This window comes from Streptomyces sp. Ru72 (assembly GCF_002920635.1).
Lineage (GTDB): Bacteria > Actinomycetota > Actinomycetes > Streptomycetales > Streptomycetaceae > Streptomyces.
In genome coordinates this window covers 1-19,504 of sequence record NZ_PQSR01000132.1, presented here as the reverse complement: position 1 = coordinate 19,504, position 19,504 = coordinate 1, and the positions used below count along the sequence as shown (strand labels likewise).

The window sequence follows — 19,504 nt, the reverse complement described above, 5'->3', positions numbered from 1 at the left end:
AGGTTGTTCATCCGCTGGATGTCATGGGGGTGCAGGCCCGTCGTGGGCTCGTCGAAGACGTAGGTCACGTCGGTGAGTGGGGAGCCGAAGTGACGGATCATCTTGACGCGCTGCGCCTCGCCGCCCGACAGCGTGCCCGACGGCCGGTCGAGCGAGAGATAGCCGAGGCCGATCTCCGCGAACGAGTCGAGCGTGTGCTGCAGCTTGGCGAGCAGCGGGGCCACCGACGGCTCGTCCAGGCCGCGGACCCACTCCGCCAGGTCGCTGATCTGCATCGCGCAGGCGTCGGCGATGCTGATCCCCTTGATCTTCGACGACCGGGCCGCCTCGCTCAGCCGGGTGCCGCCGCAGTCGGGACAGGCGGTGAAGGTGACCGCCCGGTCCACGAACGCCCGGATGTGCGGCTGCATCGCCTCCCGGTCCTTGGCGAGGAACGACTTCTGGACCCGAAGGACCAGCCCCTCATAGGTCATGTTGATGCCGCTGATCTTCATCCTGGTCGGCTCGTGGCGGAGGAAGTCGTGCAGCTCCGTCTCGGTGTAGTCGCGGATCGGCTTGTCCGGGTCGAGGAGACCGGAGTCCTTGTAGAGCCGCATGTTCCAGCCGCCCGCGTTGTAGCCGGGGATCGTGATCGCACCCTCGGCGAGCGACTTGGTCTCGTCGTAGAGCTGGGTGAGGTCGATGTCGGTCACCGTGCCCCGGCCTTCACAGCGCGAGCACATACCGCCGGTGATCTGGAAGTCGCGCCGCTCCTTCACGGTCTTCCCACCGCGCTCGAGTGTGACCGCGCCCGCCCCGCTGATCGAGGCGACGTTGAAGGAGAACGCCTGGGGCGAGCCGATGTGGGGCTGCCCGAGCCGGCTGAAGAGGATGCGCAGCATCGCGTTGGCGTCGGTCGCGGTGCCGACCGTGGAGCGGGGGTCGGCGCCCATGCGCTGCTGGTCGACGATGATCGCGGTGGTCAGCCCGTCGAGGAAGTCGACCTCGGGCCGGGCGAGCGTCGGCATGAAACCCTGCACGAACGCGCTGTAGGTCTCATTGATCAGCCGCTGCGACTCCGCGGCGATCGTGTCGAACACCAGGGAGCTCTTGCCCGAGCCGGAGACACCGGTGAACACCGTCAGCCGACGCTTCGGTATCTCGACGCTGACGTCCTTGAGATTGTTCTCGCGCGCGCCGTGCACGCGGATCAGATCATGGCTGTCGGCGACGTGCGGCGCAGGCGACTGCGTGTCCGTTCTCGTGGCCATGCTCATGGTGTCTCCATCTGTCGGGCGGGCCGCCTGCGCGGTCTCCGTGGGATCGCCTGGCTCGATCAGACCGGCTCCGAGCGTAACGGCCGGCCTTCCTCGGGCCGGGCTGATCGGCGGGGCCGGGCGTGATCAACGCATCCCGCCGCGTCCCACGTCGTCGCGATCCCCGAAGGAATGGTGGAATCCGTGGAGGTCACCCTAGGCGGGCCTCGATGACCGGCGCTTCTCGAATCCTGATCGGTGACGAAGACGGCCCGGCCGACAGTTCAGGGCCGTGGGGCGGATGCCGGAGCGGATCGGGGCAATCGGTGGTGTCCGGGGCCGGCGCTGGTCCACGACTCGCCGGCCCCGGACACGGCGCGAGCCGCCCGGCTGGGGAGTGGTACGCCGCCGTCCTCGCCCTGCCCTGACGACCGGCCGGAGCGCGATCTGCGGCACGCCCGAGCGGTGCCGAGCGAGTCACATATCCGGAGACGTCACGAGGCGACCCCGGTCAGGGCGAGGAATTCGCTTCGGGAGCGGGCGTCGGAACGCAGCAGCCCGAGCAGGGTCGAGGTCATGGTGCTGGAGCCGGTGGCCTGGACGCCGCGCAGGGTCATGCAGGTGTGCTCGGCCTCGATCACCACACCGACGCCCTTGGGCTCCAGGTGGGTCTGCAGCCAGTCGGCGACCTGCTTGGTGAGGCGTTCCTGGACCTGTGGGCGGCACGCGAAGTGCTCCACGACACGGGCCAGCTTGGACAGGCCCAGAATCCGGCGGCCGGGCAGGTAGCCGACGTGGGCGGTGCCGACGAACGGCAGCAGATGGTGCTCGCACACCGACCGCACGGGGATGCGACGTGCCAGCACGAGTTCGTCGTAGCCCTCGTCGTTGGGGAAGGTGGTCAGATCGAAGGGGCGGGGGCTGAACAGTTCGGCATACGCGCGGGCCATCCGGCCCGGTGTGCCACGCAGGCTCTCCGAAGCGGTGGAGACGCCGAGGGACTTGAGGAACTGGCCGGCCGCCTCTTCGGCGGCGGTCAGGTCGACGCCGCCGGGTTCGTGGACCACCCGCAGGGCGCGCCCTGCGGGTGCCGCTTCTTCCTGGCCGTCGGGGTGTATTCGGGCGGTGGCGCGGGAGACGAGGTCGGTCATGTCAGCTGCCGCCGGTACCGAGGGCGGTGAGCAGGACCAGGACGAGGGTGACCACGGCGAGCAGGCCGTGTGCCAGCACCACCGGCAGCGGGAAGTGCCGTTCGGCAGGGACCGCCGCGTCGGCTCCTCGAGCGGTCGCTGCCGTCGCTGCGGCCGTAGCCGTGGCACGGTCGCGGTAGACAGGGATCCAGCGGGCCAGCATCACGAACCCCAGCAGGGCGACCGGCAGGAGCAGACCGAACGCCGTCCAGGCCAGGGCGCTCTTGTCGGCCACGACATAGATGATCCACACCACCAGTCCGACCGCGGCCAGAGCGAAGTGCCCGAAGACCACCGGTGCGGGCAGGCGGCTGGCGCCGGACTGCTGCTGCCGGATTCCGCCGCGTTGGATCCAGGTACCGAGCATGTAGAAACCGCCGAGGGCGGTGACCACCCAAGCGATGAGCGCGGCGATGTCCATGGGTGACTCCCGGATGTGAAGGTGACAATGAGGTCGGAGGACCGGCCGGCGCACAGGCGCGCCGGCAGGTTCAGACGGGCGAGCCGGCGTCCCGCGTGCCGCGGCCGGACGTATATCCCTCGGCCTGGGTGCTCTCGTCGGCGACCCGTACGCCGTAGCGGTAGGCGAGCTTGCCGCCCAGGAATCCCGAGACGCCCAGGACCGCGAGGCTCACCGCGGACAGGACGAGCCGGCCGAGACCGACACTCGCGCCGCCCGTGTAGTCGCCGTGCCGCCACAGGAAGTTGACGGCGTAGGCCGCGGTCACCAGCAGGTTCAGGGTCATGTGGATCAGGGCGGTACGGAAGGCCCGGGTGCCGGTGGGGATCGCGAACATGTCGAGGAAGCCCACCATGGCCGCCAGTAGCGCACCGATCACACCCACCCCGATCAACCATTCCGAGCCCTGGGTCAGGAATCCGGGACGGTCGACGACGTGAGAGGCGATGTCGAACGCCAGGCTGGCCACCCAGGCGCCGATCGGAACCGTGACCAGGATCGGGTGGAACGGATGGCCGTACGGGCCGGCGAGCGAAGCGCTGACCGGGCGCTTCGCCGGAAGCTGGGACTCACTGGTCATCGCGACCTCCTATTTCACCAACAAATCTTGGTCTTATTGAGGCCGGGTCGTCAAGCCACCCGAACCCGTGAGGTGAGGGGAACGCCTGTGCGCATGCACGAGAGAGTCGCAGGGGCCTGGCTCCTCGCCACCCCACCACCCGACTCCGCCATCTAGTCCGATCGGCGATGTGAGCACGCGCACTTGTAGCGGGTGTGTGGAGGTCGTCGAGGTTCCAGCCGGCCGGGGCGGGCATCGGACGGCATGGCCGGGGCCGACGCCGCCACCCGCGGACCGGCCTTGAGGTTCCGTTGGCAGGTTGCAGGTGACGGCCGTACCCCCGGGGACTCAGATGCTGAGCGTGATGGCGGCAGCGATTCCGCCCAGGGTCAGGGCGAAGGCGCCCTCGGCCCAGCCGCCCGCACCCCAGGGGAAGAGCCGGTCGACGGCCAGCCGTCCGGGGCCGATGGCGGCGACGGCCAGGGCGACGACCGCGATGCAGACGCTGTACTCCACGCCGCCGTCGGTCTCCCACAGGCCGTGGGCGCCGGTCACGGTCGCCATGGCATTGATCATCACCCCGATGAGGGCGGCGGCCGCGAGCGGGGTGAGCAACCCCGCGGCCAAGCCGAGGCCGCCGAGGAACTCGGACAGACCGCAGAGCGTCGCGAAGACCTTTCCCGGTCGGTAACCGAGGGCTGCGAACCCCTGTCCGGTCGCGGTCAGGCCCTTGCCGCCGAAGAGCCCGAACAGTTTCTGGGCGCCGTGCCCGGCCATCAGCAGTCCGAAGGTCAGCCTGATGAGCAGGAGCCCGAAGTCGGACGCCGGTGACCTCGCTGTGACGGGGTGCCGCGCCGCCGGTTCCGCAGGAGCCGAAGCCCGGCGCGTATAACTCTTCGTAACCATGGGATGCTCCCGTGAGCACGTACCGGGGTGCTTCCCCGTCCGGACCCGGCGCCGGATCCTCCCGGCCGACGGCGAACAGACGCACGGCATCGACGAAGGATGCTTCCGGGCGCAGGTCGTCCTACCGCCGGCTCACCGCGCGCAGGCGGTTTCCGATGCCGAGGGGCCTTCGGACACGCCGTCCGCGCGCAGTTCGACGCAGCACGCGTCGGGTCGCGGGGCGAGCACCGCTGTGGTCTTGTCGCTTCCCAGGCCGTGGAGATAGCCGGCCAGGAAAGCCTGGTTGACGGCACAGACCAGTTCCGGAGCCTTGGCCGCCAGGGGGTGGAAGGGGCAGTTCCGCAGCCGTAGCAGGGCGGGAGCGGCACGCTCCGGCTCGTATCCGAACTCCTCGAGCGTGTCGGCGGCCAGGGTCAGTCCCCGCTCGGCGCCGAGCCGTCCGGGGCGTGTCCGTGTGCGCTCGGCGGCGCCCAGGCCTTCCCCGCGCCGGTATGCCACGCGGAGCGCGGCGTCGCGGGCGGATTCGGCCTTGCTCTCGGTCAGGACGGCCTCGGTCAGGACGTCGGCGAGCATGCCGTAGCGACGCTCGGGGATGCTCACCGCGATGGCATCGCTCACCGGCTCGTAGACCTTCGGCCTTCGCCCGACCTTGCGGATGCCGGCGGGAGATTCGTACCGGGCGTGGAGCAGGCCGACCGCCACCATCTTGTCCAGGTGGAACGCGGCGAGCTTGCGGGAGATCCCGACGCTGTCGGCCACCTCCTCGCGCGTGACCGGGCGCCGCTCCTGCCGGATGAACTCGAACATACGGCGGCGCAGATCGTCGCCGAGGGCGGCGAGGGTGGTCAGCGAGGTGTGATCCAGTCCCACGGGGCCCATCATATCGCCAAGGGCATTAGGTGAAACCGTCGAGATCCCGCTTCTTCCGGAAGAGGCCCCCCGCGTTGGCACCGCCCTCCCGAGGGGAGGGCACGAACTGCATGCGGCACCACTCGGTAATGACATCGCCAAGCTTCTCTGAAGTCGGACTCCTGGAGTTGTTAGGTAAGGCTCGCCTGACTTAAGTTCAGCGCGTCCCCGCACGTCAGACCGGAGCTTCCCCATGTCCAGCGCGAACATCGCCCTGCTCGGCGCAATCGCAGGCTTCACCATCTACCTCGGCCTCCCGATCGGCCGCCTGCGCACCCCCACTCCTCGGCTCAAGGCGGCCCTGAACGCCGTGGCCATCGGCATCCTCACCTTCCTCGTGTGGGACGTGCTCACCCATGCCTGGGAGCCGGTCGACGACGCACTGGGCAAGCACGAGTGGGCAACGGTCGCGTCCGGCGGCGCCACACTGGCCGCGGGCCTGACGATCGGACTCGCCGGGCTCGTGCACTACGACGCCTGGATCACCCGCCGCCGGACCGCCGCCGCACGGCCCGCGGGACCCGGCGCCGCCGCCACCGCCGAACTGGCACCCCGGACACGCAGCCAGGCCGGCTCCCTCGCGCTGATGATCGCCACCGGCATCGGCCTGCACAACTTCGCCGAGGGGCTGGCCATCGGCAACTCGGCCGCCAAGGGCGAACTCTCCCTCGCCCTCCTGCTGATCATCGGGTTCGGTCTGCACAACGCCACCGAGGGCTTCGGCATCGTCGCCCCCCTGGCCGCCGAGGGCGAACGCCCCTCCTGGCTCACCCTGCTGTTGCTCGGCCTGATCGGCGGCGGCCCCACCTTCCTCGGCACACTCGTCGGCCAGCACCTGGTCGACGACACCCTGTCGATCGCCTTCCTCGGCCTCGCCGCCGGGTCGATCCTCTACGTCGTCATCGAACTGCTGGCCGTCGCCCGTAGGACCGGACTCAAGACCCTCACCACCTGGTGCATCCTGGTGGGTCTTCTCCTCGGCTTCGCCACGGACGCGGTTGTCACGGCAGCCGGCGCCTGAACCCACCGGCCGTGCACCCGGGGTCCAGCGCTCCGCTCGCACACCCCTGGTCGCCATCCGGGGGTACGGCCGATCGGCGGCGGTCCGGACCGGACCGCCACCGATCGGCCGTACCGAGGCAGACTCCAGGCGTCCGACGGCAGCCAGATGGAGGCCATGTCTGCGGAGGGAGGAAGGACGCCGTTCCGCCGAACAGGTGCGCGAGGTGAGTGGGCGTCGGTTGGCTGCCTCACCAGGGACGATGCGGCGACGGCGGGACCGCTCGTGAATCCCCTGGGTGACCGATCGGTTGCACAGAGCCACGAGTTCTTACACGGTGGGCTCAAGATCCGAAGTTCACCGAAAGGACACCCATGTTCGGTCTGCCCACACGCCGTACCGCTTGCACCGTGCTCTGCGCCGCTTTCCTGGTCGGTGTCGCCGGCCCCGTAGCAGTGGCGGGCGACTCGGCCGGCGAGCGCAGCCATGCGGCGTCTGCGCACACACGCGTCGCCGGCGCGGACGCGCTTCTGGCACAGCTCAAGAGCCTTCGCGACCCCCGGCTCGCCCCCGTCGCCGACCTGGCGAACGCCGTACTGGAGGCCGACAACGGCCGGCTGCCCGCCGCCGAGGTCGAGAGGCTCGGCAGCGCCGCGCAGGACGCCCTCGCCCAGCTGCAGACCTCGGCAGCTGGGGCCACGGACCCGGAGAGCGATGCGCTGGCCGCCCTGCAGAAGGCGATCGACGACCTCGTGCAGGCGATCGGCTCCGGCGACGCCAGCCAGGTCTCCGCGGCGGTCGCCGCCTTCGTCACCGCTCTGAACAACTACATCGAAGCGGTACTGAACGGCAGTGGCCTGCCCACGCCGACGCCGACTCCCACGCCGACCCCCACGCCGACTCCGACCCCCACGCCGACGACGCCGACTCCGACCCCCACGGCCATCCCGACCGCCACGCCGAGCCCGACCCCCACGCCGACCGTCTCCCTGCCTCCGCTGCCGAGCACCTCGGCCTCCGCGCCGGCCTCGTAGGCCATCCCGTTCCCGACACGTTGACGGACAGCCTGCCTCCGGCGTCGTGAGGCGACGTCCTGAGGAGCGGTGCCGACGGCCACGGCGGGGACGCCGGCACCGCGAAACGTGCACCGGGGTCGGTTTATTCAGGTCGTAGAAGTCACGGCCCGCGACACGGCCGCCAGGGAGATACGGCGTCTCGCCGCGGCACCCACCACTTCATGAGCCGTCGGTGCACGCGGACCCCGCCCCGCTCGTCCAGTGCTCCGACCGGGAACGCAGGGTGGTGGCTGCTCGCCCGGGCGTTGTCGTACCCCAGGTGTAGTGTCCAGCCGGAAGTCAGGCTGAGGCTCTGCGGTTGACGGAGGCGCGCGGGGATGACCAGTACGACAGGCGAGCCGGTGGTGGCGCTGTCCCGGCGCATCGATGCCTCGGAGATCTTCGACGGTTCCCGTCTGCCGGCGGACAAACGCGCGGAAGTGGACAGCGGGCGCGCCTGGTGGCAGACCCAGATCGCGAGCACCCTGGAACGCCTCGCCCACCTGTGCGCCGCCCGGTGAACGCCGAACTCGACGCCCTCAAGTGCGCTTTGGACCGCCAGCGCGAGCACGTCGTGGGGATTCTCGAAGGGCTCTCGGCGGACGATCTGCGGCGGCCGGTGCTGCCCAGCGGCTGGAGCTGCCTGGAATTGCTGCGCCACCTCACCCTGGATGTCGAGCGCTTCTGGTTCCCGGGGGTGATCGCGGGCGAGCCGGATGTGGCCTGCCGGCTCACGGCGGGCGCGGAGGCGCACTGGTACGTACCCGAGGGGATGAGCGTCGAGGAGGTCTTCGCCGACTACCGGGCGGCCATCGCGCGCGCGGACGCCGTGCTCGCCGCCGCCGAGCCCGAACAGGAGCCCGCCGCCTGGCCCGTGGACATCTGGCCGACCTGGCGGCTGCCTGACGTGCGACACATCCTGATCCATGTGGTCACCGAAGTCGCCTGCCACAGCGGCCACTTGGACGCAGTTCGCGAACTGATCGACGGCAGGACGTGGCTCGGCGGCAACCCCTACGCCGGCTAGGAACTGTCCGTCCGGATTCAGGCCTCGACCCGCGGAAGGCCGTCAGGATCGACTCGCTGTGAGCCAGGTGGCCGCCGTCGGCGGAGTGGGTGGCCGCGGTCGCCGCCCGTGCCGGAGGGAGCGGTTTCCCCGACCGATGATGGCCTGCACAGGGCTCGGTCACGCGGCTGCCCTGCTCTTCGCCTGCTCGAACGCGGTCAGGGGGTCGCCGCCGGTGTGCCAGGGCCAGCCGGTGACTGTGCCGCGGAGTGCCTCGAAGACCGGACGGGCCTCCTGCCATCGGTCGGCCGCCGTCAGCGCGTAGGCGAGGAGGTTCAGGTCGGCAAGGGCCGCGGCATGGCGGAAGAAGGCCGGCTGTACCCAGGTGTGGGCCGCACGGTCGAGAGCCTGAGCCGCAGGCCCGTGGGACCAGTGGTTGCGCGCCACCAGCGCTTCGATTCCGCCTCGCGCGAGGACCGCGTGGTACTGCAGGACCTGGGCGGTGAGTTCGGTTGCCGCGCAGGGTGCGTTCGCGGGCATACGGGCGCACAGGGCGTCGACGAACTCGAGCACCTGGATGCGCGAGCCCGCTTCCTCGGGGCTGAGGTAGCGCAGCATGCTCAGGTACGCCTCGCGGTTCCAGCGGTCGCGTGCCAGCACCTCGTTCCACACGGCGAACACCTGCTGCTGCTCCCAGTGCTCAAGGCGGGACACTGCCAGCAACACCACCCAGGGAGTGGGGTCTTCCGGTGCGAGTTCGGCGGCCCGGAAGCAGCTCTCGGTGACTTTGGCCGCGTCCTCCAGGCGTCCCTGGACGCGGCCTTGTACCAGCCGCGTCCATGCGTGCAGGACGAGAGCGCTCGCGTTGCGGGGCTCACGCGCGGCCCAGGCCTCCGGCAGATGCGACGTGGACAGGTAGTCCGCCAGGACGGACATGCGGTGGGTACGGCGGTCCCAGTCGTCCGTGTCCTGGTTCATGAGGCGGGACATCTGGGCTATGCACAGGTCCGTCGTCGCGATCGTGCCGGTCTTGGTGGTCGCCAGAAGGGACTTCAGAAGTCGACGCAGGGGCTCGTCGTCGAGTTCCGGCGCCAGACGTGCCCTTCCGCGGCGGCTTGAGAGAAATGCCATGTCGGTAGGCTAAGGACGACAAGCTGTCGCACAAGGTGTGCGCCAAGATCGTTATCAGTTGCCGTACGACCCTGCGTCACGGTCAGGAGTAGGTCCAGCGCCACCTGCTGCCGCTGGGCGCGCACGTGATGCTCGTACCGCTGGCGTCCGTCGTCGATGCTCCGTGGTCGCTGTTGCGGCAGAACTGGCCGGCGGAGTAGCAGTTCCCCGAGTTGGAGACGATCGAGCAGGTACCCGAAGCGCTCTGGCTGCCGCTGCCGCTACCGCTACCGCTGTCGGATACGGAGCCGCTGTCGGTGGCTGCCCGCGCGGTGACGGTCACCTTCACCTTCACCTGCACCGTCTTCGTCACGGTCGGCCCCGGCGCAGGCGTGGCGGTGGCTGTCGCCGTGGCCGTCGCAGTGACGGTTGCGGTCGGCCGCGGCGCACCGGCCGCCGTCTTGACGCTGTCGCCGTTCTGCCCGCCGGCGCCGGCGCCGACACCGAGGAAGAAGGCGAAGCCGATCGCGGGCAGCACGTACCGCTTCCGTGCCCACTTCGGGGCCGGACGGACCGGCGGAGCGGGCGGTGGCGGCGGTATGTACGGGTTGGCCATGTGTCCCCCCAGGACGAGTCAGAAGCGACGACGCTAGCGCCTGGGGTGCGACTCATGGGAGAGGCGTGGAGGAGTAGTGATCATTTCGTGACGGCCGGCGGTGGCGCCGACTGTCCTCGCCCAGGCGTTTGCGACCCGCCCGTGGTCCATGCGCCGGCCGAAGCTGAAGGGTCTGGAGTGAACCCAGGTGACAGCACCGACGGTCCACGCGGCCCGCGGGGCACTCGGGCCGAGGCGCCGGCGCCGGCCCGGGGCGGCGGTGCAATCCCGTGGCGACTGCGGACCGTATGTACTGATGTGCAGAGGTTCCGGTTGTCCGACTCGCGCCGCGGGTCGGTGATGACCTGGCTGGCGGCCATGGCCCGCAACCTTGCCATCGACGCCGTCCGTTCCCGGCGGCCGGAGCCGGTGGGGCCCGAGGACCTGGACGCGGTGCTGGACGTCGTCGGCGAGACGCCCGAGCAGCGGGCCCTCGCCGGCGAGGCGTCGTCCCGGCTGCGGGCGGCGGTGGCGGAACTCCCGCGCGAGCAGGGGCGTGCTCTGGTGCTGGCGGGCACCTGTGGACTGACGGCCCAGCAGATCGCCGACCGGGAGAAGATCCCGCTGGGCACCGTCAAGGCGCGCATCAGGGCGGCGATGGGCAAGTTGCGCACCACCTTCGCGTCTCCGAGGTGAGGCGACCATGTGCCGTGACGTGACCTGCGAGCAGCTGCGGGAGGAGGGTCCCGAGCTGGCGCTCGGCGTGCTGCCCGCGCGTGAGCGGGCCGGGGCGGTCGCCCATCTGGAACGGTGCGCCGACTGCCGGGAGTACATCGAGGAGCTGACCCTCGTCGGTGACCGGCTGGTCGGGCTGCTGCCGTGCGGTGAGCCGCCGGTCGGGTTCGAGACCCGGGTGGCGGAGGCGCTGACGCAGGGCGCGCCGGCGCGCGAGGGGCGTGCGCAGGCCCGCGGGTCCGGCTTCCCGCGCCGGAGCCTGCGGGGACGGGTACGGCTGAGGGCCGCCGCCGCCATGGCCGCGCTCGCCCTCGGCTTCGGGTTCGGGGGCTGGGCGGTCGGCACGGCGATCGAGGGCGTCACGACCGGGCCCTCGCACCCCGCCGAGGCGGGAGCGCGCATGCTCTGGGCGGGGCTGACGTCCCCGCGCGTCAGCCAGTCGACGGGTGAGGTCTTCGCCCATCCCGGTTCGCCGGGCTGGGTCTACATGACCGTCGACCTCGCCGACGCCGGCATTCCGTACAGCGGGAAGGTCTCCCTCCAACTGGAGCGCGATGACGGCACCTCGGTCCGGGTCGGCAACTTCACTCTGCACGACGGCTACGGCTACTGGGGCGGCCCGGCCCCCGTCGATCCTTCGAGGCTGACCGGCGCCCGGTTGACGTCGTCCGACGGCAAGGTGCTCGCCACGGCCCGCTTCCAAGCCTCGCACCAGGTGTAGAGGCCTCGCACCAGGTGTAGGTGCTGCCCCCGCGTGCGGCGCGGACCCTCCTTCGTCCTTCATTCTGCTGGGCGAGACACCTGCCCGAAATGTAAGAAAAGTCACGAACATCCAATACGTCGGTGCCTGTGATTCGTATAAAAGGCATGGGGTCAGAAACGAAGCTCGCGTCAGACGCCCACGCATGCGCATCTGGCGACAGCCGGCCAGGGGGTCGGGCCGCCGTCGATGAAGCGGCCGATGCGGGGCCTTCCCGACCTTTCCAGCCGGCTCGACGGGGCAAGACGGTCGAACCGCTCGCCACCGAGGACATGGAGCAGGCTCTCGCGGAGGTGCTGGCCGAGGTCGTGGGCATCGAGCAGGTCCCGGTCGACAGTCACTTCTTCGACGACCTGGGTGCCGATTCCCTGGTGATGGCGCATTTCTGCGCGCGGCTGCGCAAGAGGGCGGACCTCCCCTCGGTGTCGATGAAGGAGATCTATCAACACCCCACGATCCGAAGTCTGGCGGCAGCGGTGCCCCGCACCGCGCCCACGCCCACAGTCCCCGCGCCGACCCAGGCGTCGGCCGGGGAGCCGCAGAGCACTGGTGCCCCGCTCGGTGACACTGATGCCCCGCTCGGTGACACCGCCGGCACGGCTCACTACGTGCTGTGCGGAATCCTTCAGGCTCTCGCCTTCCTCGGCTACACCTACCTCGCGGCGATGGCCACCGCCTGGGGGTACGAGTGGATCTCCGTCAGGTCGGGCCTGCTCGATGTGTATGTGCGGTCGGTGCTGTTCGGCGGTGCCGTCTTCGTGGGGGCGTGCGCCCTTCCGATCCTGGTGAAGTGGACGCTCATCGGCCGGTGGAAGCCGGGACAGATCCGGATATGGTCCCTGGGATACGTCCGCTTCTGGGTCGTGAGGACACTGATCCGTACGAACCCGCTGGTGTTGTTCGTCGGCTCGCCCCTGTACGTCTTCTATCTGCGGGCGCTGGGCGCCGACATCGGCCGAGGCGCCGTGATCCTCTCCCGCAACGTGCCTGTCTGCACCGACCTGCTCACCATCGGTGAGCGCACCGTCATCCGCAAGGACTCGTTCTTCCCCTGTTATCGCGCCCGAGCGGGCCTGATCGAGCCGGGCCCGGTCACGATCGGGAAGTCGGTGCTCGTCAGCGAGGCCACGGTGATCGACATCCGGACGGCGTTGGGTGACGGAGCCCAACTCGGCCATGCCTCCTCGCTGCACAGCGGGCAGGCGGTGCCGCAGGGCGAGCGCTGGCAAGGGTCCCCCGCACAGCGGACCGAGGCCGACTTCCAGGTCGTGGGCGAGACGCCGCACGCCACGCTGCGCAGAGCCGTGCACAGCGCACGGCAACTGGCGACCGCCTTCCTTGTGTACGTACCGCTCGCGGTCGGGGGCACCGTCATGCTGTTGATCGCGGTTCCGCAACTCCACATGGTCGTCGAGCCGGGCCCGGCGGTCCTGACCAACGGCACGTTCTACCGGGACGTGGCGGTGGCCGCCGCCGTGCTCGTCCTCGGCGGCGTGGTCGTCGGCCTGTTGCTCGTCAGTGCTCTTCCCCGTGTGCTCCGTCGCGCCGTCGTACCCGGCCGGAACTACCCGTTGTACGGATGGCGCCACTCCGTCCACCGAGCCGTTTCGCGACTCACCAACAGGCGAAACCTCACCCGGCTGTTCGGTGACAGTTCCTGCATCGTGCACTATCTGCGCGCCATCGGCTACGACTTCTCCCACATCGAGCAGACGGGATCGAATTTCGGCACGGAAGTCAGGCACGAGACGCCGTTCCTGAGTTCCGTCGGCAGCGGAACGATGGTCGCCGACGGCCTGTCGATCGTGAATGCCGACTTCTCCAGCACCGCTTTCCAGGTGTCCCGGGCCTCGATCGGGGCGCACAGCTTCCTGGGAAACCGGATCGCCTATCCGGCGCGGGCACGCACGGGCGACAACTGCCTTCTGGCGACGAAGGTCATGGTGCCTGTGGACGGAGAGATCCGGGAAGGGGTGGGGCTGCTGGGTTCACCCAGCTTCGAGATCCCCAGGACGGTCCTGCGCGACAGCCGGTTCGACCGGTTCCGGAGCGGAGAAGAGCTGCGCCGTGGCCTTGCGGCGAAGAACAGGCACAACGCGGCCACCATGGGCTGGTTCCTGCTGGCGCGGTGGATCTACCTCACCTGTGCCGCCCTGCTCGCCGCCGGGGCGGCCGACACCTACGCCCAGCTGGGCGCGCCGGCCATTGCACTCGCGGACGTACTCGTCGTCGTCTTCACCGCGGTGTACTTCGTGCTGCTCGAGCGTCTCGTCACCGCGGCGCGACGGCCAGGCGCCCTGTACTGCTCGATCTACGATCCCCGGTTCTGGTGGCGTGAGCGGTACTGGAAGGTGCCGTCCGAGAGATATCTGCGCTTGTTCGACGGCACTCCGTTCAAGAACGTGATCTGGCGGCTGCTGGGCGTCCGGATCGGGCACCGGGTGTTCGACGACGGCTGCTACGTGACCGAGCGGCCGATGGTGACCATCGGGGACGCGTGCGTCCTGAACGCGGGAAGCGTCATCCAGTGCCACTCCCAGGAGGACGGCACGTTCAAGTCCGAGAGCACCACGCTCGGTCGCGGCTGCACGGTCGGTGTCGGTGCCCTTGTCCACTACGGCGTGACGATGGGCGACGGGGCGGTGCTCGCCGCGGACTCCTTCCTCATGAAGGGAGAGGCGGTCCCGCAGAACTCCCGCTGGGGCGGGAATCCGGCCCGCGAGCTGGAGCGGGGCCACGACGACGTGGGAAGGAGCAGCCGATGACCCTCGCACCCGACGCCCGTGTGCTCCAGCCCGGGGACGAGGAGTTCTGGCGGTCCGTCCTCACCCGCGGCGGGTCCACCACCGTTCCGCGCTGGACGCTCGCCCCGGTGCCGGGCGTGGCACAGCACGAGGTGCCGATCCCCCAGGACGTCATGGCCGCAGTGCGCCGGTTGGCCGACGACTTGGCCGTGCCGCTCAGCTCGGTCCTGCTGGCGGCGCACGCCAAGGTACTGGCCGCCCTGTCCGGCGAGCACGACGTCACGACCGGCTACATCGCCGAGCCGGGCGGCCGGGCTCTGCCGTGCAGGCTGACGACCGATCACCTCCACTGGAGGGCACTGGTACGGGAAGCCCGGCGTGCCGAAACGGACCTGCTGGCGCACAGGCGAGCCCCGGTCGAGGACCTCGAGCGCGAGATGCGGTTGCCCGGTCCCCTGAGCGAAGCCTCGTTCGCCGCGTTCCCGGCAGACCCGGAGGCCGACGCCACAAGGACTGCCGAGCTCGGCGAGCTCCCCGCCGGCACCGTGTGGCAGGTCGTGTCCACGCAGAGCGACGGTGGACACACCCTGCGGCTGCGGTACCGGCGCGATGCAGTGGACGCCCCGTGCGCCGCGCGCATCGTGGGCTACCACCTGACCGCCCTGACCTTGATGGCCGCCGACCCCGCCGCCCCGCACGGCCGGCAGAGTCTGCTGTCCGCCGAGGAGGTCCGCTACCAACTCGACGGACTCGCCGGGCCACGGCGAGAGCTCCCGCAGCGCTGTGTCCACGCCCTGATCGAGCAGCGTGTACGGGACCACCCGGACCGCGTCGCCATCGTGCACGGTCACGGGCAGTGGACGTACGCCGAGCTCAACGAACGTGCCGACCGCATGGCCCGGGCCCTTCTCGGGCTGGGGGCGGGGCGCGAGGACGTCGTCGCGGTGGTGATGGAACGCGACGCGGACTGGACGGCCGCCGTCCTGGGCGTCTTCAAGGCCGGGTGTGTCTACCTGCCCGTCGAGCCGCACTTCCCCGCCGACCGCATCGCGACCATGCTGTCGCGTGCCGGGTGCCGGCTGGTGCTGACCGAGCCCGGCAGCACCACCACCCTCTCGCGAGCCGTGGACGCACTGCCCGGGGTGCGGATCCTGCTGGTCGAGACGGCCTACGGCGCGACGGACGCGGCCGGCGACCCGGACCTGGACGTGCCCCTGGACCAGCTCGCGTACATCTTCTTCACCTCCGGCTCCACCGGCGAGCCCAAAGGCGCGATGTGCGAACACGCCGGGATGCTCAACCACATCCAGGCCAAGATCGAGGACCTGCGGATCGGCGAGGGCCAGGTCGTCGCCCAGACGGCGCCTCAGTGCTTCGACATCTCCCTGTGGCAGTTGTTGGCGGCGCTCGTGGCCGGCGGTCGGACACTGCTGGTTCCCCAAGAGGTGGTCGAGGACGTCCCGCGATACCTCGACACGGTCGCCGAGGGCCGCGTCAGCGTCCTGCAGGCCGTGCCCTCCTACCTCGACGCCGTCCTGTCCTCGCTGGAGAAGTGCCCGCGCGATCTGCCGGACCTGCGGTGCGTGTCGGTCACCGGCGAGGCCCTCAAGAAGGACCTCGTGGAGCGCTGGTTCCGCGCCCAGCCGGGGATCAGGCTCGTCAACGCCTACGGGCTCACCGAGACGTCGGACGACACCAACCACGAAATCATGGACCAGGCGCCGGACACCGACCGGATCCCGCTCGGCCCTCCGGTGAACAACGTGCAGATCCGCGTCGTCGACGACGACCTGTCACTGGTACCGCTCGGCGCACCCGGCGAGATCGTCTTCGCCGGAGTCTGCGTCGGCCGCGGCTACGTCAACGATCCCGAGCGTACGCGCCAGTCGTTCACGACCGATCCCTACCGCCCCGGCGACCGGCTCTACCGAAGCGGCGACCACGGCCGTTGGCTGCCCGACGGCAAGCTGGAGTTCCTCGGCCGCCGGGACAGCCAGGTGAAGGTCCGCGGATTCCGCATCGAGATCGAGGAGGTCGAGAACGCCCTGCTGAAGGTGCCCGGCGTGCGCGCCGGCGCCGTCGCGGTCACCCAGGACGACCGGGACCGGCGCCTGGTGGCCTTCTGCTGCGGTGAGCACCCGCCTGACGACGACACCGTGCGAGAGCACCTGGGCAGGCGACTGCCCGCTTACATGGTCCCCTCGGCCTTCCACTGGCGCGATCACCTCCCGCTGACCGGCAACGGGAAGGTCGACCGCAAGGCCCTGGCAGCGCTCGCCGGGGAACTCGACGGCACCGGATCTCACGGCACCTGCGCCGCAGCGGCGCCGGAGAGCGGCGAACCACCGCGCACACCGACGGAGGAGCGCCTGGCCGCCGCCTGGGCCACGGTGCTCGGCATCCCGCAGCACCGGATCGGTCGGCACGCCCACTTCTTCGACGACGGAGGCGGCACCTCACTCACAGCGCTCCAACTCGCCATCCGGCTCGACCGCACGGTGTCCCTGAAAGACCTCACGCACCATCCGGTGCTCGCCGATCTGGCCCGCCTGCTCGACGCCCGAGCCGCGTCGTCCCCGACCGCTTCGTGAACCGCTGGAGGCAATGCGAGATGTCGTCCCCATTCACCACACGACCGGTCGATCTGGACCTTCGGCTCGGCTCCGTACCGATCCTGACCACCGGCCCGACCGACGATCCCGGCCGCTGGGCGGCCGAACACCGGGACCGCCTGCGCGGCCTGGTCACGGGGCACGGTGCCGTCATGGTGCGCGGCCTGGGGCTGCGCGACGTGGCCGGAACCGCGTCCGTCTTCACCCGGCTGGCCGCCGGGCTGATGGTCGAGAGGGAGGCGTTCGCCGCACGGCACAGCTACGGCACCGGCGTGTACTCGTCGTCGACGTGGCCGCCCAACCGGACGATGTGCATGCATCACGAGCTCAGTTACGCGCTGCGGTTCCCGGGCCTGATGCAGTTCGCCTGCCTGATCTCGCCCAGCAGCGGTGGTGCGACCGCCCTCGCCGACTCGCCGACCGTACTGGCCGCCCTGCCCGAGGCACTCGTCGAGCGGTTCGAGCACGAGGGCTGGTTGCTCGCCAGGAACTACAACGACGACATCGGCGCCCCCTGGACCGAGGCGTTCGGAACCGACGAGCGCGCAGCCGTCGAAGACTACTGCCGCGCCGCGGCCATCGAGTTCGCCTGGCAACCCGACGGCGGCCTGCGCACCAGGCAACGCCGCAGCGCCGTGATCCGTCACCCGCTCACAGGGCGGCGCTGCTGGTTCAACCAGATAGCGTTTCTCAGCGAATGGACGCTGGATCCGGAGATACGCGAATACCTGGTGGATCTCTACGGTCCGGACGGGTTGCCGTTCAACACCCGTTACGGCAACGGCGATGCGATCTCACGGGACATCGTCGATCTCATCAACCAGGTCTACCAGGCCCACACCGTCCGCGAACCGTGGCAGGACGGCGACCTGCTCCTTGTCGACAACCTGCGCACCGCGCACAGCAGAGAGCCCTATGAGGGACCGCGCGACGTCATGGTCGCCCTGGCCGACGCGGTGCACCTGGCCGACTGCTCGCCGACCGTGGAGGTGATGACGCGATGACGACCACCTGCTCGCCCGCCACCCGGCTCACGCCGTCCGGGACCCTACGGGTACCTCCCTTTGCCGTCATCTCCGGCGCGCAGGTGCGGCGTGCCCTGCAGGGACGCGAAGAGCGCGTCGTGGAGTTGGTGCGGGTCGCGTATGGGCTGCACGCCGCAGGAGACTCGGTGAACCCGCCGTCCTCCTTCCTGCGTTTCCACGACCGTCCGTCCTCCCGCATCATCGCGCTGCCGGCGTCGCTCGGTGGTCAGACACGGGTGGAGGGCCTCAAGTGGATCTCCAGCTTTCCCCAGAACGTCACGGTCGGCATCCCGCGGGCATCGGCGGTGCTCATCCTCAACGACCATGACACCGGCTATCCGTTCGCGTGCCTGGAGAGCTCGATCATCAGCGCCTCCCGGACAGCGGCGTCGGCCGCGCTCGCAGCCGACTGGCTGAGCCGGAAACGGCCACGTCCGACCCATCTCGGCTTTGTGGGAGCGGGTGTGATCGCCCGTTACATCCACACGTTTCTGGCCGGCACCGGCTGGTCGTTCGAGAACATCGGCGTGTTCGACCTCTCACCCGACAACGCGACGGCCTTCCGTTGCTGCCTGGAGCAGTCGGGGGCCGCGGGGCCCGTCACCGTGCACGACAGTGCCGAGCAGGTGATCCGCCTCAGCGACCTGGTGGTCTTCGCGACCGTCGCCCCGCGTCCCCACGTCCTCGACCCGGCGTGGTTCGCGCACGGTCCGGTGGTGCTGCACATATCGCTGCGCGACCTGGCCCCCGAGGTACTGCTGGCCTCGGCCAACATCGTCGACGACGTGGAGCACTGCCTGCGAGCCGACACCTCACCGCACCTGACCGAACAGCTCACCGGGAACCGGCAGTTCCTCGACGGGACGTTGGAGGACGTCATGTCCGGGCGCGTCACACCGTCGTCGGACCGCCCTGTGATCTTCTCGCCCTTCGGCCTCGGAGTGCTCGATCTGGCCGTCGGCAAGTACGTCTACGACCAGGTCGCCGAGTCCGGGGAACTGAACGTCATCGACGACTTCTTCCACGAGCTGAACCGCTATGGATGAGCGGCCCGCGGCACCGCGCACCGAGCCGCCCTTCGATCCACGGAGGCCATCGTGCCAGTCATATCCGATCCGTACAGCTTCAACGAGGAGGACCTCTACGTCGACCTGCGGTCGATCTGCGGGCAGCCGCTGTTCCTGAAGTGCGAGGGTTTCAACTTCGCCGGCTCCATCAAGCTGAAGCCCGCCAGGGAGATGGTGGAGGCCGCGGAACGGGCAGGGGTCATCACACCGGACTCGGTCCTGCTCGAGTCCTCGTCGGGGAACATGGGCGTGGCGATGAGCGTGATCGCGGCCAGCAAGGGCTACCGGTTCCTGTGTGTGACGGACTCGCGCTGCAACCTGTCGACCCGGTTGTTGATGGAGGCACTCGGCGCGCATGTCCATGTCGTCACCGAGCCCAGCCCGCACGGCGGTTTCCTCGGTGCTCGCCTCGACTACATCCGCAGGCAGTGCGCTCGGAGCGGGAGGTACGTGTGGCTGAGTCAGTACACCAACGCGAACAACTGGAAGGCGCACTATCACCGGACGGCCCCGGCGATCGCGCGCTCCTTCCCTCG

At 69.9% G+C, this 19,504-nt stretch carries 18 protein-coding genes and 1 pseudogene; 11 read left to right on the top strand and 8 right to left on the bottom strand.

Features of this window, described 5'->3' with window-relative positions; genetic code table 11:
• The 6 genes and pseudogenes from C3488_RS35500 to C3488_RS35475 all read right to left on the bottom strand — a co-directional run.
• A pseudogene (locus C3488_RS35500) lies at positions 1–1,256 on the bottom strand (excinuclease ABC subunit UvrA); the annotation flags it as partial.
• 473 nt (positions 1,257–1,729) lie between these two features.
• The gene (gene folE, locus C3488_RS35495; protein ID WP_103844995.1) at positions 1,730–2,386 is read right to left on the bottom strand and encodes a GTP cyclohydrolase I FolE; all 657 of its coding nucleotides are present in this window, start codon (positions 2,384–2,386) and stop codon (positions 1,730–1,732) included.
• Between the two features lies 1 nt (position 2,387).
• Positions 2,388–2,846, bottom strand: coding sequence for a hypothetical protein (locus C3488_RS35490; protein ID WP_103844994.1), 459 nt, complete (start codon positions 2,844–2,846; stop codon positions 2,388–2,390).
• A gap of 70 nt (positions 2,847–2,916) precedes the next feature.
• On the bottom strand, positions 2,917–3,465 hold the full coding sequence (locus C3488_RS35485; protein WP_103844993.1) for a DUF2231 domain-containing protein: 549 nt from the start codon (positions 3,463–3,465) through the stop codon (positions 2,917–2,919).
• 327 nt (positions 3,466–3,792) lie between these two features.
• Positions 3,793–4,350 carry a DoxX family protein gene (locus C3488_RS35480; RefSeq protein ID WP_103844992.1) on the bottom strand — a complete coding sequence of 186 codons (558 nt, stop codon included), beginning with the start codon at positions 4,348–4,350 and terminating at the stop codon, positions 3,793–3,795.
• A gap of 132 nt (positions 4,351–4,482) precedes the next feature.
• Complete coding sequence (locus C3488_RS35475; protein ID WP_219822364.1) at positions 4,483–5,229, bottom strand: helix-turn-helix domain-containing protein; 747 nt, start codon at positions 5,227–5,229, stop codon at positions 4,483–4,485.
• Positions 5,230–5,452: 223 nt separating this feature from the next.
• On the opposite strand from C3488_RS35475, the gene C3488_RS35470 reads away from it, so the two are divergent.
• The 4 genes from C3488_RS35470 (at position 5,453) to C3488_RS35455 (ending at position 8,341) form a co-directional block, all read left to right on the top strand.
• Positions 5,453–6,280: a ZIP family metal transporter gene (locus tag C3488_RS35470; RefSeq protein ID WP_103844990.1), complete on the top strand. Its 828-nt coding sequence runs from the start codon at positions 5,453–5,455 to the stop codon at positions 6,278–6,280.
• 389 nt (positions 6,281–6,669) lie between these two features.
• Positions 6,670–7,293: a hypothetical protein gene (locus C3488_RS35465; protein ID WP_181139325.1), complete on the top strand. Its 624-nt coding sequence runs from the start codon at positions 6,670–6,672 to the stop codon at positions 7,291–7,293.
• A 359-nt stretch (positions 7,294–7,652) separates the two neighbouring features.
• Positions 7,653–7,835 carry a hypothetical protein gene (locus C3488_RS35460; protein ID WP_103844989.1) on the top strand — a complete coding sequence of 61 codons (183 nt, stop codon included), beginning with the start codon at positions 7,653–7,655 and terminating at the stop codon, positions 7,833–7,835.
• Complete coding sequence (locus C3488_RS35455) at positions 7,832–8,341, top strand: DinB family protein (protein ID WP_181139324.1); 510 nt, start codon at positions 7,832–7,834, stop codon at positions 8,339–8,341. Before C3488_RS35460 ends, C3488_RS35455 begins: the two co-directional genes overlap by 4 nt.
• 159 nt (positions 8,342–8,500) lie before the next feature.
• Here C3488_RS35455 and C3488_RS35450 read toward each other — a convergent pair whose 3' ends face one another.
• Both C3488_RS35450 and C3488_RS35445 read right to left on the bottom strand, forming a co-directional pair.
• Positions 8,501–9,451 carry a hypothetical protein gene (locus tag C3488_RS35450; protein ID WP_103844987.1) on the bottom strand — a complete coding sequence of 317 codons (951 nt, stop codon included), beginning with the start codon at positions 9,449–9,451 and terminating at the stop codon, positions 8,501–8,503.
• An 82-nt stretch (positions 9,452–9,533) separates the two neighbouring features.
• Positions 9,534–10,046: a hypothetical protein gene (locus C3488_RS35445; RefSeq protein WP_103844986.1), complete on the bottom strand. Its 513-nt coding sequence runs from the start codon at positions 10,044–10,046 to the stop codon at positions 9,534–9,536.
• Positions 10,047–10,358: 312 nt separating this feature from the next.
• Here C3488_RS35445 and C3488_RS42145 point away from each other — a divergent pair, with 312 nt between their 5' ends.
• From C3488_RS42145 to C3488_RS35410, 7 genes are all read left to right on the top strand, one after another.
• A complete protein-coding gene (locus tag C3488_RS42145) occupies positions 10,359–10,721 on the top strand; it encodes an RNA polymerase sigma factor (protein ID WP_258053853.1) in 363 nt (120 codons plus the stop codon).
• A gap of 7 nt (positions 10,722–10,728) precedes the next feature.
• Positions 10,729–11,481, top strand: a complete 753-nt coding sequence (locus C3488_RS35435; RefSeq protein ID WP_103844985.1) for an anti-sigma factor — start codon at positions 10,729–10,731, stop codon at positions 11,479–11,481.
• A 311-nt stretch (positions 11,482–11,792) separates the two neighbouring features.
• Positions 11,793–14,285, top strand: a complete 2,493-nt coding sequence (locus C3488_RS35430) for a Pls/PosA family non-ribosomal peptide synthetase (protein WP_258053852.1) — start codon at positions 11,793–11,795, stop codon at positions 14,283–14,285.
• Complete coding sequence (locus C3488_RS35425; protein WP_103844983.1) at positions 14,282–16,855, top strand: amino acid adenylation domain-containing protein; 2,574 nt, start codon at positions 14,282–14,284, stop codon at positions 16,853–16,855. The genes C3488_RS35430 and C3488_RS35425 overlap by 4 nt, the downstream gene beginning before the upstream one ends.
• A gap of 20 nt (positions 16,856–16,875) precedes the next feature.
• Complete coding sequence (locus tag C3488_RS35420) at positions 16,876–17,880, top strand: TauD/TfdA family dioxygenase (protein WP_103844982.1); 1,005 nt, start codon at positions 16,876–16,878, stop codon at positions 17,878–17,880.
• Positions 17,877–18,947: a 2,3-diaminopropionate biosynthesis protein SbnB gene (sbnB, locus tag C3488_RS35415; RefSeq protein ID WP_103844981.1), complete on the top strand. Its 1,071-nt coding sequence runs from the start codon at positions 17,877–17,879 to the stop codon at positions 18,945–18,947. The genes C3488_RS35420 and sbnB overlap by 4 nt, the downstream gene beginning before the upstream one ends.
• Positions 18,948–18,998: 51 nt before the next feature.
• A partial coding sequence (locus tag C3488_RS35410) for a pyridoxal-phosphate dependent enzyme (RefSeq protein WP_146067993.1) occupies positions 18,999–19,504 on the top strand: 506 nt, incomplete at its 3' end.